The organism is Pseudomonas sp. MAFF 730105 (assembly GCF_055380705.1).
In genome coordinates this window covers 3,883,241-3,899,573 of record NZ_AP018438.1, presented here as the reverse complement: position 1 = coordinate 3,899,573, position 16,333 = coordinate 3,883,241, and the positions used below count along the sequence as shown (strand labels likewise).

The window sequence follows — 16,333 nt, the reverse complement described above, 5'->3', positions numbered from 1 at the left end:
GCATGCGCATTCTCAAGGTGATTTCGTTGTTGCTCGACTACCCGACCGAGACCCTGGTGGGCGGTCGCGACGAGCTGGAAGAGGCGATTCTCCAGGCGCGGGAAATCAGTCCCAACCAGCGCGCCGGATTGTTCGAGTTATTGGAGGTGATCTGCGCCAAGGACCTGATGGACGGCCAGGAGCATTACGGCGCGTTGTTCGGTCGCGGACGTTCGCTGTCGCTGCTGCTGTTCGAACATGTCCACGGCGAATCCCGCGACCGGGGCCAGGCGATGGTGGACATGATGGCCCAGTACGAGGCGGCCGGTTTCGCCATCGGCGTCAAGGAGCTGCCCGACTACATCCCGTTGTACCTGGAATATCTCTCCACCCGCGAAGACCTCGAGGCCCGCGAGGGCCTCGCGGATGTCGCGCACCTGCTGGCCTTGCTCGCCGCACGCCTGGATGAGCGTGAAAGCGCCTACGCCAGTTGCTTCCGGGCCTTGCTGCAAATCGCCGGGGCCGAACCCCACGGCGCGGTCGCCGAGTTGCGTGAGCAAGTGAAAGCCGAGCCCCGGGACGATTCCCTGGAAGCCCTGGACCGGGTCTGGGAGGAAGAGGCGGTGGATTTCATGAAGGCCGAACAGCAGGACCGTTGCAGTTCGCTGCCGAGCGCGCCGGGCAGGGCCCGGGAAGAAAGTGCGGTGCCGTTGCACTGGGTGGATTTTCAGCATGAAGGGCGGGCCGCTGCGCCAGCCGGGGAGGTGGGCAATGTCTAAGTGGGATCTGTTGTTGTTCGGGGTCTACCCCTATGTCGCCCTGGCGATTTGTCTGCTCGGCAGCTGGGCGCGGTTCGACCTCGCCCAGTACACCTGGAAGGCCGGCTCCAGCCAGATGCTGAACAAACGCGGCATGCGCGTGGCGAGCAACCTGTTCCACGTCGGCGTGCTGTTCGTGCTGGCCGGCCACTTTGTGGGGCTGCTGACGCCGTCGGCGGTCTACCACCATGTGCTGAGTACCGAGAACAAACAGTTGTTGGCGATGGTTTCCGGTGGCTTTTTCGGCGCGTTGGGCCTGATCGGCTTGCTGATGCTGCTCAACCGCCGGCTGAGCGACCCACGGGTTCGCGCTACGTCCAACACCTCGGACATCCTGGTGTTGGTGGTCTTGCTGGTGCAACTGGTGCTGGGGCTGATGACCATCGTTGCCTCCACCGCCCACATGGACGGTTCGGTGATGGTGATGCTAGCCGACTGGGCGCAGAACACCGTGATGTTGCGTCCGGTCGACGCCGCCACATCGATAGCGCCAGTGGGCCTGGTCTACAAGCTCCATGTGCTGCTCGGCCTGACCCTGTTCGTGCTGTTTCCGTTCACCCGTCTGGTGCACATCGTCAGTGCGCCGGTCTGGTACCTGGGACGGCGTTATCAAATCGTTCGGCAGAAATTCTGAGGAGGCGATCATGGCCAGTGGATGCGGATGTGGTGGCGGTAATGGCGGCAGCGGCGGCTGTGGATCTTCGGCAAGCGCGGCGCCCGTGGCGGATGTCGCGCCCCTTGGGGCGGTGCAGTTCGATCCGGTGACGGTTGACGAAGAGTCGCCGCAGTTGATTGCCAGCAGTGAACAGGAGTGGCCGATCATCAGCGTCAACGGGGTGTCGATCACCCCGCAGGCGATGGCCCAGGAGCTGCAGTACCACCCGGCGCAGAGTCGGGAGGACGCGGTCTACCAGGCGGCGCGGGCCCTGGTGATTCGGGAACTGCTCCAGCAACGCATCGCCGAGCTGGGCCTGTCCCTGCAGGTCGGTGCTGGCGAAAACGAAGAGGAGGCTGCGACGCGGCTGCTGCTCGAGCGCGAGGTGCAGGTGCCGCAATGCGACGAAGCGACCTGCCTGCGCTACTACGAAAGCAACCGGGCGCGCTTTCACAGCGCACCGTTGCTGGCGGTGCGGCACATCCTGCTCGAATGCGCACCGGACGATGCCGAGGGACGCAGCCTCGCCCATGTCCAGGCCGAGCTGCTGCTGGAAAGACTGGACCAGGCCCCGGGCAGCTTCGCCGACCTGGCCCAGAAATATTCGGCTTGCCCGTCCAAGGAGCAGGGCGGGTCGCTGGGACAGATCAGCAAGGGCCAGACCGTGCCTGAGCTTGAGCGTCAGTTGTTCGCCTTGCCGGCGGGACTGTGCGGCAAACCCCTGGAGAGTCGCTATGGCTGGCACGTGATCAGCATCGACCAGCGCATCGACGGCCAGCCGTTGCCTTACGAGGCGGTGGCGACGGCGATCCGCACCCAGTTGCAGCAGGGCGTCTGGCAGAAAGCGCTGGTGCAGTACCTGCAAACCCTGATCGGTGCAGCGGACATTCGCGGCATTCATCTTCAGGGCGCCGACTCGCCGCTGGTGCAGTGAGCATCGACTCGAACAGGGGGCATTCATGAACGCTGTGCTGCAGGATGGATTTGGGCGCCAGATCGATTATTTGCGGATGTCGGTGACCGATCGTTGTGATTTTCGCTGTGTGTATTGCATGGCGAAGCACATGACCTTCCTGCCGCGTCAGCAGGTATTGACCCTGGAAGAGCTCCAGCGGTTGGCGCGGTTGTTCGTCGGCCTGGGAGTGAAGAAGATCCGCCTGACCGGCGGCGAGCCGCTGATTCGCCCGGGTATCGTCGGGTTGTGCCGCGATATCGCGGCATTGCCCGGCCTGCGGGAGCTGGTGATGACCAGCAATGGCTCGCAGTTGGGGCGGTTGTCCAGGCCGCTGGTCGATGCCGGCGTCAAGCGCATGAACATCAGCCTCGACAGCCTGGACGGCGAGCGTTTTCGGGCCATCACCCGTAACGGCAACCTCGACCAGGTGCTGGCTGGCATCGAAGCGGCGAAGGCGGCCGGGTTCGAGCGGATCAAGCTCAACTGCGTGGTGATGAAGGGGCGCAATTTCGATGAGGTGCCGGCGTTGGTGCAGTACGCCATCGAGCAACGCATCGACATCAGCTTCATCGAGGAAATGCCCTTGGGAGAGGTAGGACGTTCCCGGGGCGAGTCGTTCTGTTCCAGCGAAGAGGTCCGGGCGGCGATCGCCCGTCATCACCGGTTGCTCGACAGCGCCGAGAACAGCGGCGGGCCGGCGCGTTATGTGCGCCTGGAGCGCCATCCTGACACGCGGATCGGCTTCATTTCGCCGAACACCCACAACTTCTGCGCCAGTTGCAACCGGGTGCGCATGACCGTTGAAGGTCGCTTGCTGCTGTGCCTTGGACAAGAGAACTCCCTCGACCTGCGTGGCCTGCTGCGGCGCTATCCGCTGGAGGACCAGCCGGTGATCCAGGCGGTGCAACACGCCTTGCGCGGCAAGCCTCTGCGCCACGACTTCAACCCGGGTGGGGAGGTGCAGATCGTACGGTTCATGAACATGAGTGGGGGGTGAGGAGCATCGTTGCCTGTGCTGGCGCTATCGCGAGCAGGCTCGCTCCCACATGGGTTTGAGTTGATTGCGAGATTTGTGCTCACCCAGGTCCCCTGTGGGAGCGAGCCTGCTCGCGATGACGGCAGCCCAGTCACATCCCTATCAATTGACTCCCCCGATTCTTGACATCAGTCAATTGCAAACCAGCCTTCAACCCGTACTCTCCACTGCATATTGTGTTTTATGAACTTGAAAGGCCTATATGTAGTGTCTGGAGCCCAAATGCAAAGTACGTTGATCTCAGTAGGGTGCAACCGCCTGCACAAGCGCGACGGCAGTGTGGTCGCCTTCGATGCGGACAAGATCCGCCAGGCGCTGATCGCCGCCGGCAAGGCCACCGGCGAATACGCCGAGGCTGAAGCCGAAGCGCTGCTCGACGCCGTGCTTGCCCGATTGGAAGGGCAGTCACGATTGAACGTCGAGCAGATCCAGGACCGGGTCGAGCGGGTGCTGATGGACGCCGGTTTCTTCCTCGCCATGCGCGCCTACATCGTCTACCGCGAGCAACACGGGCGCCTGCGCCGGGACCGCCGCACCCTGGTGGAAGTCGCCACGTCGATGAACGAATACCTCGATCGTGAAGACTGGCGCGTGCAGGCCAACGCTAACCAGGGGTATTCCCTCGGCGGGTTGATCCTCAACGTCTCCGGCAAGGTCACCGCCAACTATTGGCTCGATGAAGTCTACAGCCAGGCCATCGGCGAGGCGCACCGCGAGGCCGACCTGCACATCCATGACCTGGACATGCTCGCCGGCTACTGTGCCGGTTGGTCCCTGCGTACGCTATTGCACGAAGGCCTCAACGGTGTACCGGGGCGGGTCGAGGCCGGGCCGCCCAAGCACCTGAGCAGTGCCCTGGGGCAGATGGTGAATTTCCTCGGCACCCTGCAGAACGAATGGGCCGGGGCCCAGGCCTTCAGCTCGTTCGACACCTACCTGGCGCCCTACGTGCGCAAGGACCGGCTCAGCTACGACGAGATCCGCCAGTCGTTGCAGGAGTTCATCTACAACCTCAACGTCCCCTCGCGCTGGGGCACGCAAACGCCGTTTACCAACCTGACGTTCGACTGGGTCTGTCCGCAGGATCTGCGCGAACAGATTCCGATCATCGGTGGTGAAGAGATGCCGTTCGCCTATGGCGACCTGCAAGCGGAAATGGAACTGATCAATCGCGCCTACATCGAGGTAATGCAAGCCGGCGATGCGAAAGGGCGGGTGTTCACCTTCCCGATCCCGACCTACAACATCACCCATGATTTCCCGTGGGACAGCGAAAACGCCGACCGCCTGTTCGAAATGACGGCCCGCTACGGCTTGCCGTACTTCCAGAATTTCCTCAACTCGGACATGCAACCCAACCAGGTGCGGTCAATGTGCTGCCGCTTGCAACTGGATGTGCGCGAGCTGCTCAAGCGCGGTGGCGGCTTGTTCGGTTCGGCGGAACAGACCGGCTCGCTGGGGGTGGTGACGATCAACTGCGCACGGCTGGGCTACCTGTACAAGGGCAACACCAGCGCACTGTTGCAGCGTCTCGATGCCCTGATGGAACTGGCGAAGGAAAGCCTGGAGGTCAAGCGCAAGGTGATCCAGCACCACATGGACGCCGGCCTGTATCCCTACACCAAGCGTTACCTGGGCACCTTGCGCAATCACTTCTCCACCATCGGCGTGAATGGCCTGCACGAAATGCTGCGCAATTTCACCGATGACCAGCAGGGGCTGCACACCGGGCAGGGACGCGAGTTCGCGCTGCAGTTGCTCGATCATGTACGGGCGACGCTGCTGCGTTTCCAGGAGGAGACCGGCCACCTCTACAACCTGGAAGCCACGCCCGCCGAAGGCACCACCTACCGCTTCGCCAAGGAAGACCTCAAGCGCTACCCCGATATCCTGCAGGCCGGCAGTCCGGTCGCGCCGTACTACACCAACTCTTCGCAATTGCCGGTGGGGTTTACCGAGGACCCGTTCGAAGCCCTGGAACTGCAGGACGAACTGCAATGCAAGTACACCGGCGGCACCGTGTTGCACCTGTACATGGCCGAGCAGATTTCATCCACCCAGGCCTGCAAGCAATTGGTGCGCAAGGCCCTGGGGCGTTTCCGGCTGCCGTACCTGACGGTCACGCCGACGTTTTCCATCTGCCCGGTGCATGGCTACCTGGCCGGTGAACACGAGTTCTGTCCCAAATGCGACGAGGCGTTGCTGCTGCAACAGCAGCAGGCACGCAGCGTCCACTGATCCGATCATCCACCGCAAGGAGTTTCACCATGAATGAATCGAGCAACCTTCCGCAGGCCCAGCGCCAACGTTGTGAAGTCTGGACCCGGGTGATGGGGTATCACCGCCCGGTGGCGGCGTTCAACCCGGGCAAGCAGTCCGAGCACCGCGAGCGGGTGCATTTCACTGAACGCGCGGCCGGGCGTCCATGAGTCGAGTGCTGCGGGTCGGGGGCATGGTGCCCCTGACCACCCTCGATTATCCGGGCCAATTGGCTTGCGTACTGTTTTGCCAGGGCTGCGCCTGGCGCTGTCGTTATTGCCATAACCCGCAACTGATCCCGCCCCGTGGCAGCGAGGAAGTGGATTGGTGCCGGGTGCTGGCGTTCCTGCAACGCCGCCAGGACCTGCTCGATGCCGTGGTGTTCAGCGGCGGCGAGCCGACCTTGCAGGACGGCCTGGCCTCGGCCATGGCGGAGGTGCGGCAGATGGGCTTTCGCATCGGCCTGCACAGCGCCGGCATCAAGCCGGCGGCGTTCGCCAAGGTGGTCGGGCAAGCCGACTGGGTGGGCTTCGACATCAAGGCACTGCCCGAAGATGCCCTGGACGTGACCCGGGTTGAAGGCAGTGGCGCGGCCAACTGGCGCAGCCTCGACCATCTGCTGGACAGCGGTGTGGATTACGAATGTCGCACCACGGTGCATTGGCATCTGTTCGACCCCGAGCGGCTGTTGACCCTGGCCCGGCGCCTGAGCGAGCGGGGTGTGACCCGCTTCGCCGTGCAACTGGTGCGCACGGCCCGGATGCTCGACCCGCACCTCTCCAGCGTTTCGGCACACGCCTTGCAGCCCGAACTGTGGGCCGCCCTGCGGGAGCTGTTTCCCTCGTTCGTGTTGCGCAGCTAAGCCTGCGCCAGGACGAACGACACCGCGGCTCGGAATGACCCGCTCACTTTTTTCCAAGGTTTTCAAATGCGCTGCCGGATCGGCAGGTAGTTGAACAGGGAGCATTTGATATGACCAGACTCACCACCGCCCAACGTATCGTGATTGGCTTTGCCATCGCGCCGCTGGCCTTGATCGCTCTGGCGTTGTATGCCTTGCACGATCTGGCTGTGCTGCGCGACCAGGCCGAGCAGATCGTCAGGCAGGATTGGCCGAAGATCGACCCGATCATGGTGATCGCCACGGGCGTGCGCGATAACGCCAGGAACACCCGGGACTTGCTGATCGACAAGAACAACGTGCAGGTGCAGCAATCCATCGATGCCACGCGGCAACGCATCACCCAGGCTTTCGCGACGCTGGAGCCGCTGTTGTTTCAGCCCGAAGGCAAGGCGGCTTTTGCCGAACTGAAGAAGCGTCGAGAGGCCTACGTGGCCGCATTCGTCCAGGTGCAGGCGCTGATCCGCCAGGGCGCGATGGATGAGGCGATGATGCAGCTCAGGCAAGGGGTGATCCCGGCGGAGCTTGAGGTGTACAAAAGCCTGGAAGGGCTGATGGCGATGCAAGGCACGTTATTCGCCGAACGCGAGCGCCTGGCCCAGGCGCGTTACAGCGATGCGCGGCGCAACATGCTGATGTTGGTCCTGGCCTGCCTGGCCGTGGTGAGTACCGTGGCGATACTGGTGACCCGCAGCGTGACCCGTCCGTTGGGCGGCGAGCCCGATGACGCCGCGCGGGTGCTGAGCCACATCGCCCAGGGCGACCTGACGATCCGCGTGCCGGTAGGCGTCGGCGCCAATGACAGTGTAATGAGCAACATGCACGACATGCAGCAGAACCTCAACACCATGGTCAGGCACATTGCGGCCTCGGTGGATCGGGTGGCCAGTTCATCCGAAGAGCTGAGTGCGGTGAGCAGCCAGACCAACAGCACGTTGCAGTTGCAAGGCATGGAAATCGAGCAGGCTGCGGCGGCGGTGAACCAGATGACGGCGGCGGTGGACGAGGTGGCGCGCAACGCCGTGAGCACCAGCGAAGCCTCGCGAGTCTCGGAGCAGACCGCCCAGCGTGGCCGTGAGCAGGTTCAGCAGACGGTCGCTTCCATCTCGGCGCTGGCGGACGGCGTGACGGACACGTCGGCGCGCATCCAGCAGTTGGCGGGACGGGTCGAGGACATCAGCTCGGTACTGGATGTGATCCGTGGTATCGCCGAGCAGACCAACCTGTTGGCCCTGAACGCCGCCATCGAAGCCGCCCGGGCCGGCGATGCCGGGCGTGGCTTCGCGGTGGTGGCTGACGAAGTCCGCGCGCTGGCCCATCGCACCCAGGATTCGACCCGGGAAATCGAGGACATGATCGGCAACATCCGCCAGGACAGTGGGCATGCCGTGACGGCCATGCAAAGCAGCAGCGAGCGGGTACAGGACACCTTGCAAGTCGCCCAGCGTTCCGGCGACGCCCTGGATGAAATCGCCCGCTCGATTTCGCAGATCAACGAGCGCAACCTTATGATCGCCAGCGCCACGGAACAACAGGCCCTGGTGGCCCGAGAGGTGGACCGCAACCTGGTGGGCATTCGCAACCTGTCGGAACAGGTGCTGCTGGGGGCAAGGCACACCGATACGGCCGGCCAGGACCTGGCGCAGATGGCCGGCTCGCTGCATGAGACGGTGGCGCGGTTCAAGGTGTAGCCGAGTCGGGGTGAAAGGTATGTAGGAGCGAGCCTGCTCGCGATAGCGGTGGGTCAATCCAGGATGATGTTGGATGTGCCGGCGTCATCGCGAGCAGGCTCGCTCCCACAGGTTTTGCGTTGTACGGGATGCTGTGTACGCCGCAAACCCCATGTGGGAGCGAGCCTGCTCGCGATAGCGGTGGGTCAGTCCAGGATGATGTTGGATGTGCCGGCGTTATCGCGAGCAGGCTCGCTCCCACAGGTTCTGGCGGTGTATACACTGTCTTGTGGGATCACCATCCCCAGAATTGCAACCACCAGCCATATCCCACCAGGCCGCAGGCCAATGCCAGGCATGTCATGGTGGGTAGTCGTCGAACCGGGGGCACCTGTTCCAGGCGTTGCCAACCCAGCCACAGGCTCCAGGCGATCGCCGCCAGTAAAAGCGCGGCCCGCGCCGGCTGCACCCAGTCGAGCAACAACCCTTCATAGCGCAACAGTTTCACCGTGGTGGCCGACAAGCCGAGGAACAGCCCTGCACCACCCAGGGGCGCCAAGGTGATGGCCAGAGGCCAATAGTGTGCAGCATCCCCCGATATTCTCGCCGCCAGGCGTATCAGCAGCGTCAACGAACCCCCCAGCAGCAAGGCACTCATGCCCAGGTAGGCAAGGATGCACAACCCATCGAGCCAACTGAAACTGTCATTGAGCTGCGGATAGTGCGTCAACAGCCACCACGGTGCGTTGTCCTGGAGGGGCCAGAGCAGGTCGTGGGTGACCAGCCATTGGGCCAGGTTCTGTTTCAAGGCGATGAACCACGGGCTGACGGTCCACTGGAAAGCGCCCATGGCCAGGCCAATCACGCCGAACAACAGCAAGCGCACGTCCCACGGCGAGACGCTGTTCGGTGTCGAGCGAAGGATTTCCTGGTTGCTGGACCGGGCGATCAGGCGTACGGCATCGCGCTGGCCGCTGCAACGACCGCAGGCGTGGCAGTCGGCGGCGCCGCGCATGCGACGAATGTCCAGCAAGGGCGCGCAGTTGGGCGGTGGTTGACGGGGCCCGGGATTTTCCAGCCAGCGTTGTTCGTCCACTTGAAAATGCACCGGCGCCAGGCGGGCGAGCAGGGCAAAGACGCCGCTGACCGGGCACAGGTAGCGGCACCACACCCGTTTGCCCCGGGCGAACAGCAGGCCGACGAGCACCGCCGCGACGGTCGAGCCGCCGAGGATCAGCAGCGCAGCCTGGGCATAGTCATAAACGCTGATGAGTTGGCCATAGATCGTGGTCAAACAGAACGCCAGGGTCGGCCAACCGGCCCAGCGCAGGCCTCGCGGCATGCCCAGGCCTTTGCCATATCGGCTGGCCCATTCGCTCAAGGCGCCCTCGGGGCACAGCACGCCACACCAGAGCCGGCCGAACAGCACGATCGACAGCAACACGAAGGGCCACCAGAGGCCCCAGAACAGAAACTGAGCCAGCAACGTGAGGTTGTCGAACAGGCGCGCCTGGCTGTCCGGCAAGGGCAGGAATGCAGGTATCACCAGCAGCACCCCATAGAACAGCACCACCGCCCATTGCACCGCACGAATGATCGCGCCGTGGCGGCGCATGCCGTCACCCAGGCGCTGGAGCCAGGCATTCAGGTCGGGCATGGCAGGGTTTCCACCTTGCGTGGCCGCAGCCAGCCGACGACGGTCAGCCAATAACCGATCCACAACAGCAACGTCAGTGCACTGGGACTCGCCCGATACCCGGCAAAATCGGCCAGGAAACCACCGAACCCATGACCATCATCCAGGATCGCGCTGGTGTCCCACAGGGCATCGCCGATGCCGCGATACACTGCCTCAGGCCAGTCCATCGCAAGCAACTGTCCGCCGACCCGTTCGATACCGCTGACCAGCAACGCCGCTCCCAGCAACAAAAGAATTGCCTCGCTGATGGCAAAGAAACGTGGCCATGAGATGAACCGTCGACTGCTGTGCAGCAAGGAAACGGTCAGCAGCGCCAGTACCAGCCCAGCCACCGCGCCAATGGCGAACAGGCCCAACTGCGGCCCCTGCAGGCGGGCCCCGGCACCATACAGGAAGACCACGGTTTCACTGCCTTCTCGGCTCACGGCCAACAGCGCCAGGACCAGCAGGCCCAGGCCACCCTGGCGGTCCAGGCGCTGATCGGCGTGACGGGTCAGTTCCTGCTTGAGCGTGCCGGCGTTGCGGTGCATCCAGCTCACCATCTGCACGATCAGCACACTGGCGAACAGCGCCAATGAGGCCTGGAACCATTCGTTGGCCGCGCCGCTCATGGCTTCGCCGGCCAGCAGGATCAGACCGGCCAGCCCAGCCGAAAGCAGCAGGCCCAGGGTTGCGCCGCTCCAGACGTAGCGCAGTAGTTGCCGGGTCTGTCGCTGCCGGCTGACCCAGGCCTGGAGAATCCCGAGTACCAACAAGGCCTCGACGCTTTCGCGCCAGACAATAAACATCGATTGAGTCATGCAAACGCCTCCTGCTGACCGATTACTGGGCCAGGATGCCGCCCTCGGGCAGTTGCGGATTGAATTCATCGAAAAACGGATAGCGCCCCGGACGCAGCGGGTGGATCACGACAAAGGTGGTGACCCCGGGCGACAGCACTTTTTCCACGCGTAATGGCGTGCTCTCGAACTCCGCCGGACCCTGGCCGACGTTTTTCAGCACGATCTTGAAGCGCTGTCCGGCCGCTACTTCCAACAGCGCTGGGGTGAAATGACCGTCGCGCAGGCTGAGTTCATAGGTCGGCAGCTCGGCCTGGGCCAGTGAGGGCAGCAGGCCCGCCAGCATCAGCCAGGCCAGGCGTCCATGCCTCGCGACAGGCAGCCCGCAGGTTCGGCGGGCCATCTTCAATATCCGCCTTTCTTGCCGATCCCGGCGTAGACGAATTCGTAGTGCAATTCACATCGTTCGAACCACGGCGCGACACCGGTTTCCTTATCGGTATGACGACCGAGAGAGCCATGACCGCCGGGGGGCAGGAGGGTGAAGGTCAGTTGATATTTGCCGGGGCCGAGCAGCTTCACGTTGTCGCCGTAGTGCGGTCCGTCATTGGCGACCATGGCGTGGAAGTCACCCTTGAGCTCGGTGTCGTTGCCCTGTTTTTTCAGCAGGAACGACACGTTGAGGTAAGGCACGAAGCTGCCTTCCTGGAAGCCTTGCGGGTTGTCCGCCGTGGCGCGGATATCCGCTTCCAGGTGCACATCGGAATCGGTGGTGGCGCGCATCATACCGGCCGGGGCCATTTCAATCGGTTGCAGGTACACCGCGCCGACTTCCAGTCCCGGGCACAGTTGCGGTTCGCCGATGGGGTATTCCTTGGCCTGGGCCAGTGGCGCGAGAACGAGGAGGGCGAGAGACAGGGGAACGAGCGTGCGCATGATGACTTCCTGGACGACGTAAGAGTTGGCCGGAGTCTAGGGAGCTTCGCTGCGAATAATAATGATTATTGTCAATTTTCAGTGTGATTCTGCGAGGGCGATGAGAGGACGGTTCTTGATCGAAATCAAGGGCTGTCCGGGACGGGCGCGGTAGGGTGCAGCTACACCCATCTGTCAGCGGGGTTCCCATGGCCAAGCCCTTTCCCGTAAGTCCCAAACACCCTGAACGCATCTGCTGGGGCTGCGACCGTTACTGCGCGTCGAACGCCCTGGCCTGTGGCAACGGCGCCGACCGGACCATGCATCCGGCTGAGATGATCGGGGAGGATTGGTACCTGCATGGGGAGTGGGGATTGGAATTGACTGACATAACAGCAAAGGTCGTGGACCCGAGCGCCGGTTCCCTGAAGGAATAAAACACTCTGTGGCTAGGGGATAAATCCCCTCGCCACATTAAAACCTGCCAGCCTGGAAATAACTGGCCGGCAGGTGTACTCAGAGCTTCGGCATCTGCCCGATCCGCCCCATCATCTCGGTCACGATCTGCAAGTCCAACATGAACTGCTCGACCGTCTTGAACTCGTTGTCGTTATGCCCGGTGTATTTGACGTCGGGCATTGCCAGGCCGAACTGCACGCCGTTGGGCAGGTCGTGGACCGAAGTGGCGCCCGCCGAGGTGCCGTACTTGTGCTCCATGCCCAGGTTCTCGGTGGCCACGGCCAATAGCGCCTTGACCCATTCACCCTCGGGGTTGCGGTACATCGGTTCGTCGATGGAGTAATCGAAGGCCACCGCCACGTGGGACTTCTTGCTCCAGGCAGCCAGTTTGTCGGCAATTTCGGACTTGAGCGCTTCAGTGGGCTTGCCGACTGGAACACGCAGGTTGACGGCGAGCTTGAAGGTCTTCTCATCCATGCCGACGTAGGTCAGGGAGGCGGTCAGCGGGCCCATGAACGCGTCGGAGAAGCCAATCCCCAACTGCTTGCCCAGGTAGTCCAGGCCCCAGTTGTCAGCGGCGTAGCGGGCGGCGTCGGTGATGTGGTTGTGCTTGAGTGCGACCTTGCCGTCGAGGCCGTTGATGAAGTCCAGCATCCGCGCTACCGGGTTCACGCCCGACTCGGGTTCTGACGAGTGAGCGGAAACACCGGTAAAGGTCAGTTGGACGTCTTTGCCGACGACCTTGCTGGCGACCTCGAAGTTGCCGCCGTTGCGCTTGGCATAATCGGTACCGGCCTTGAGCAGGCTGGCGGCCAGTTCGGCAGGCTTGTCAGCGACGAAGGTGGCCACCGATGTCGATGGAATCTGGTTGGTTGCCAGGCCGCCGGTCAGGGCTGTAATTTCGGCGCCCTTGCCTTGTGCGGGGCGGCGGGCAAAGTTTGCCATGACCGTTCCGTAGCCTTTTTCGGCAATCACGACCGGGTAGCCGCCATCCAGGGCCAGGTTGTAATTCGGCGTCGGATTGTGTTCGAAGTAGTAGGGGATCGCGTCGCCGGTGGTTTCCTCGGTGGTGTCCACCAACAGCTTGAAGTTCCTCGCCAGGGGCAGCTTCTCTTCCTTGATGATCTTCATGGCATAGAGCGCCACGACGATACCGTTCTTGTCATCCTCCGTGCCTCGGCCATACATGCGGTCGCCCACCAGGGTGACTTTGAACGGGTCGAGCCGTGTGCCGTCCTTCAGCACCCAGTTTTCCGGCGTCACCGGGACCACATCGGCGTGTGCGTGGATACCCACGACTTCGTCGCCGCTGCCTGGCAGGGAAATTTCATAGACACGGTTGTCGATGTTGCGGAAGTTCAGATTGAAGGTCTGGGCGAGGCTCTTGATCTTGTCGGCGATCTTGAGGAATTCGGGATTCTCGTGCTGGGCCACGCCGTCCTTGCGGTAGGTCGGGATCGCTACCAGTTCTTTCAGGGTTTCGGTGGCGGCGCTGCCGTATTTCACTCGCGCGTAGATGCCCAGCAGACGATGGATTTCATTCTGCTGTTCGGTTGAAAGGGGCTTGTTGTCGAGAAAGGCGTTGATGGCCGGACCCAGGTCGGCGGTTTTGGCCAGGTCACTCTTGGCCACGCTGCCCAGGAATTGCCTGAAGTCGGTGACCGATGTGTCAGCGAGGGTCTTGACGAGCGTCGCGCTCTGCTGCGCGGTGATGTTGGCGAGTGCTGGCGCGGAGAGTGTTGCGAAGCTGGATAGCAGCAGGGTGGTCACAGCCAGGTGCTTGAGCGAGAAGTCCATTGCTGGGGGCATTCCTTTGCAGGCGAGTTGAAGGAAGATGTTTCATTGGCGAAACAACTACGCAACCTAACACTGCTGCCCAGCGGGCAGGGAGCCTATGAGGTGGATTTGTCGCACACTCAAGCAAAAACGGCGTAGAAATGAAAAACAACCAGGCGGGCAGCGCCACTGTGGGAGCGAGCCTGCTCGCGATGACGGCGGCACATTCAACATCTGCGTGACAGACCCACCGCTATCGCGAGCAGGCTCGCTCCCACAGAGGACTCAGGGTGTATGCGGTCTTTGCATATGCCACCTGATCTTGTGGGAGCCGGGCTTGCCCGCGATGACGGCAGTCCTGTCAGCGTTTCAGCGACAGATCCACCGCTTTCGCGAGCAAGCCCGCTCCCACAGGCCATTGCGGCATTGCTTAATGCGGTGCGCGAGGAATCGTCTTGAGCAGGTCTTCAGGGCTGATGTACCCGACCACCGGCTGCGCCGTGCTGCCCGGCAACGGCAGGTCGAGGATGTGGCCCTTGATCTTGCCGACCACATGCATCTCGCAAGGCTTGCAGTCGAACTTCAGTGTCAGGACTTCATCCCCATGGATGAGCTGCATCGGCGCGACCTTGGTGCGCACGCCGGTGACGCCCTTGGCCTGCTTGGGGCAGAGGTTGAACGAGAAGCGCAGGCAGTGCTTGGTGATCATCACCGGCACTTCACCGGTTTCTTCGTGAGCCTCGAACGCCGCGTCGATCAGCTTGACGCCATGGCGATGATAGAAGTCCCGGGCCTTCTGGTTGTAGACGTTGGCCAGGAACGACAGGTGCGACTCCGGGTACACCGGTGGCGGACTGGTCTCGGCCTTGCGGCCACCGCGTGGGTGAGCTTTGACGCGGGCGGCGGTCAGGGCTTCGATGGCTTCGCGCCGCAACGCCTTGAGCTGCGAGTTGGGAATGAAGAACGCCTTGGGCGCATCCAGCTCGATGGCGGTGGCGTGGTATTCGGTGGTACCCAGTTGGCCGAGCAGGTCGTGCAATTGCTCCAGGGCCTGCTCCGGCTTGTTGGCCACGCCGAACGGTCCGTCCAGGGCGACGCTGGCACGGATGCCTTCCTCGCTGGTGGCCGTCAGTTCCAGGCGCTCTTCGCGCAGGCGCGCGTTCCACGCCAGGCCGACACGGCGCTCGGATGAGGTCTTGAGCAGGGCTTGCTGCCAGTTATGGTCCAGGTTGCGGCTCAACGGGTGGTTGGGGCGCAACTGGTACATCCCGGCTGGCATTTCGTTCGGCTCGACGCGGTAGCGGTAGCGCTTCTGGCCGTCTTCTTCGAATTCGCCCTTGGGCTCGGCGATGTTGGCCCGGAAGCCCACCACTTCACGCTTGACCAGCACATTCAGGCCGTCGCCGTTGGACAACGGATCGAAGGTCACGACCTGCAGGTCGCGCTTGCCGACTTTTTCCACCACGCCCACCGGCACGCCGGTGAAGGTCGGTGAGTCGAAGGCACCGATGTCGATCTTGCGCTCGCTGACGAAGTAGTCGGTGCTGCCACGGTGGAAGGTCTTGTCCGGGTCGGGCACGAAGAAGTGCGCGGTACGACCGCTGGACGCGCGGGCCAGGTCGGGGCGGTCTTCGAGGACGTCGTCCAGGCGCTGGCGGTAGTAGGCGGTGATGTTCTTCACATAGCCCATGTCCTTGTAGCGCCCCTCGATCTTGAACGAGCGCACGCCGGCTTCCACCAAGGCGCGGATGTTGGCGCTCTGGTTGTTGTCCTTCATCGACAGCAGGTGTTTTTCGTAGGCGACGACCCGACCCTGGTCGTCCTTGAGGGTGTAGGGCAGGCGGCAGGCCTGGGAGCAGTCGCCACGGTTGGCGCTGCGTCCGTTCTGGGCGTGGGAGATATTGCACTGGCCGGAGAATGCCACGCACAGCGCTCCGTGGATGAAGAATTCGATGGCAGCATCGGTTTCGTCGGCGATGGCGCGGATTTCCTGCAGGTTCAGCTCGCGGGCCAGCACCAGTTGCGAAAAGCCGGCCTGGTCGAGGAACTTCGCCCGGGCCAGGGTACGGATGTCGGTCTGGGTGCTGGCGTGCAGTTCGATCGGCGGAATGTCCAGCTCCATCACCCCCAGGTCCTGGACGATCAACGCATCGACACCCGCATCGTACAGCTGGTGGATCAACTGGCGGGCCGGCTCCAGCTCGTTGTCGTGGAGGATGGTGTTGATCGTGGTGAACACCCGGGCGTGGTAGCGGTGGGCGAACTCCACCAGCCGGGCGATATCGCCCACCTCGTTGCAGGCGTTGTGACGCGCGCCGAAACTCGGGCCACCGATGTACACGGCGTCGGCGCCATGCAGGATGGCCTCGCGGGCGATGGTCACGTCGCGGGCAGGGCTGAGCAATTCCAGATGATGTTTGGGCAAAGACATG

General features: G+C 63.0%; 15 protein-coding genes. 9 read left to right on the top strand and 6 right to left on the bottom strand.

The window, feature by feature from the left end:
- Positions 1 to 2: 2 nt before the first annotated feature.
- The 8 genes from narJ (at position 3) to PCOSP_RS16920 (ending at position 8,294) form a co-directional block, all read left to right on the top strand.
- Positions 3 to 758 (top strand): nitrate reductase molybdenum cofactor assembly chaperone, encoded by a 756-nt coding sequence (gene narJ / locus PCOSP_RS16955; RefSeq protein WP_464709108.1) that lies wholly within the window; start codon positions 3 to 5, stop codon positions 756 to 758.
- Positions 751 to 1,431, top strand: a complete 681-nt coding sequence (gene narI, locus PCOSP_RS16950) for a respiratory nitrate reductase subunit gamma (protein ID WP_175363906.1) — start codon at positions 751 to 753, stop codon at positions 1,429 to 1,431. Before narJ ends, narI begins: the two co-directional genes overlap by 8 nt.
- Positions 1,432 to 1,441: 10 nt before the next feature.
- A complete protein-coding gene (locus tag PCOSP_RS16945; RefSeq protein WP_464709107.1) occupies positions 1,442 to 2,386 on the top strand; it encodes a peptidylprolyl isomerase in 945 nt (314 codons plus the stop codon).
- Between the two features lie 25 nt (positions 2,387 to 2,411).
- A complete protein-coding gene (gene moaA, locus PCOSP_RS16940; RefSeq protein ID WP_464709106.1) occupies positions 2,412 to 3,404 on the top strand; it encodes a GTP 3',8-cyclase MoaA in 993 nt (330 codons plus the stop codon).
- Between the two features lie 261 nt (positions 3,405 to 3,665).
- Positions 3,666 to 5,681, top strand: coding sequence for a ribonucleoside triphosphate reductase (locus tag PCOSP_RS16935; protein WP_464709105.1), 2,016 nt, complete (start codon positions 3,666 to 3,668; stop codon positions 5,679 to 5,681).
- A gap of 29 nt (positions 5,682 to 5,710) precedes the next feature.
- On the top strand, positions 5,711 to 5,872 hold the full coding sequence (gene nrdD, locus PCOSP_RS16930; RefSeq protein WP_139643483.1) for an anaerobic ribonucleoside-triphosphate reductase: 162 nt from the start codon (positions 5,711 to 5,713) through the stop codon (positions 5,870 to 5,872).
- Entirely contained in the window at positions 5,869 to 6,564 is a 696-nt protein-coding gene (locus PCOSP_RS16925) for an anaerobic ribonucleoside-triphosphate reductase activating protein (protein ID WP_464709104.1), read from the top strand. Before nrdD ends, PCOSP_RS16925 begins: the two co-directional genes overlap by 4 nt.
- A 110-nt stretch (positions 6,565 to 6,674) precedes the next feature.
- Positions 6,675 to 8,294, top strand: coding sequence for a methyl-accepting chemotaxis protein (locus PCOSP_RS16920; RefSeq protein WP_175386222.1), 1,620 nt, complete (start codon positions 6,675 to 6,677; stop codon positions 8,292 to 8,294).
- A gap of 274 nt (positions 8,295 to 8,568) precedes the next feature.
- On the opposite strand, the gene PCOSP_RS16915 is transcribed toward PCOSP_RS16920, so the two are convergent.
- The 4 genes from PCOSP_RS16915 to PCOSP_RS16900 are packed head-to-tail and all read right to left on the bottom strand — an operon-like array spanning position 8,569 to position 11,687.
- Positions 8,569 to 9,930, bottom strand: coding sequence for a 4Fe-4S binding protein (locus tag PCOSP_RS16915; RefSeq protein WP_464709103.1), 1,362 nt, complete (start codon positions 9,928 to 9,930; stop codon positions 8,569 to 8,571).
- A complete protein-coding gene (locus PCOSP_RS16910; RefSeq protein ID WP_464709102.1) occupies positions 9,918 to 10,772 on the bottom strand; it encodes an FTR1 family iron permease in 855 nt (284 codons plus the stop codon). Before PCOSP_RS16910 ends, PCOSP_RS16915 begins: the two co-directional genes overlap by 13 nt.
- A gap of 22 nt (positions 10,773 to 10,794) precedes the next feature.
- Positions 10,795 to 11,154, bottom strand: a complete 360-nt coding sequence (locus tag PCOSP_RS16905; RefSeq protein ID WP_464709101.1) for a cupredoxin domain-containing protein — start codon at positions 11,152 to 11,154, stop codon at positions 10,795 to 10,797.
- A 2-nt stretch (positions 11,155 to 11,156) separates the two neighbouring features.
- Complete coding sequence (locus PCOSP_RS16900) at positions 11,157 to 11,687, bottom strand: iron transporter (protein ID WP_464709100.1); 531 nt, start codon at positions 11,685 to 11,687, stop codon at positions 11,157 to 11,159.
- Between the two features lie 188 nt (positions 11,688 to 11,875).
- On the opposite strand from PCOSP_RS16900, the gene PCOSP_RS16895 reads away from it, so the two are divergent.
- Positions 11,876 to 12,103 carry a DUF3079 domain-containing protein gene (locus tag PCOSP_RS16895; protein ID WP_464709099.1) on the top strand — a complete coding sequence of 76 codons (228 nt, stop codon included), beginning with the start codon at positions 11,876 to 11,878 and terminating at the stop codon, positions 12,101 to 12,103.
- Between the two features lie 79 nt (positions 12,104 to 12,182).
- Here PCOSP_RS16895 and PCOSP_RS16890 read toward each other — a convergent pair whose 3' ends face one another.
- Both PCOSP_RS16890 and PCOSP_RS16885 read right to left on the bottom strand, forming a co-directional pair.
- A complete protein-coding gene (locus tag PCOSP_RS16890) occupies positions 12,183 to 13,922 on the bottom strand; it encodes a dipeptidase (protein ID WP_464709097.1) in 1,740 nt (579 codons plus the stop codon).
- A 409-nt stretch (positions 13,923 to 14,331) separates the two neighbouring features.
- Complete coding sequence (locus PCOSP_RS16885) at positions 14,332 to 16,332, bottom strand: peptidase U32 family protein (protein ID WP_464709096.1); 2,001 nt, start codon at positions 16,330 to 16,332, stop codon at positions 14,332 to 14,334.
- Position 16,333: the final 1 nt, after the last annotated feature.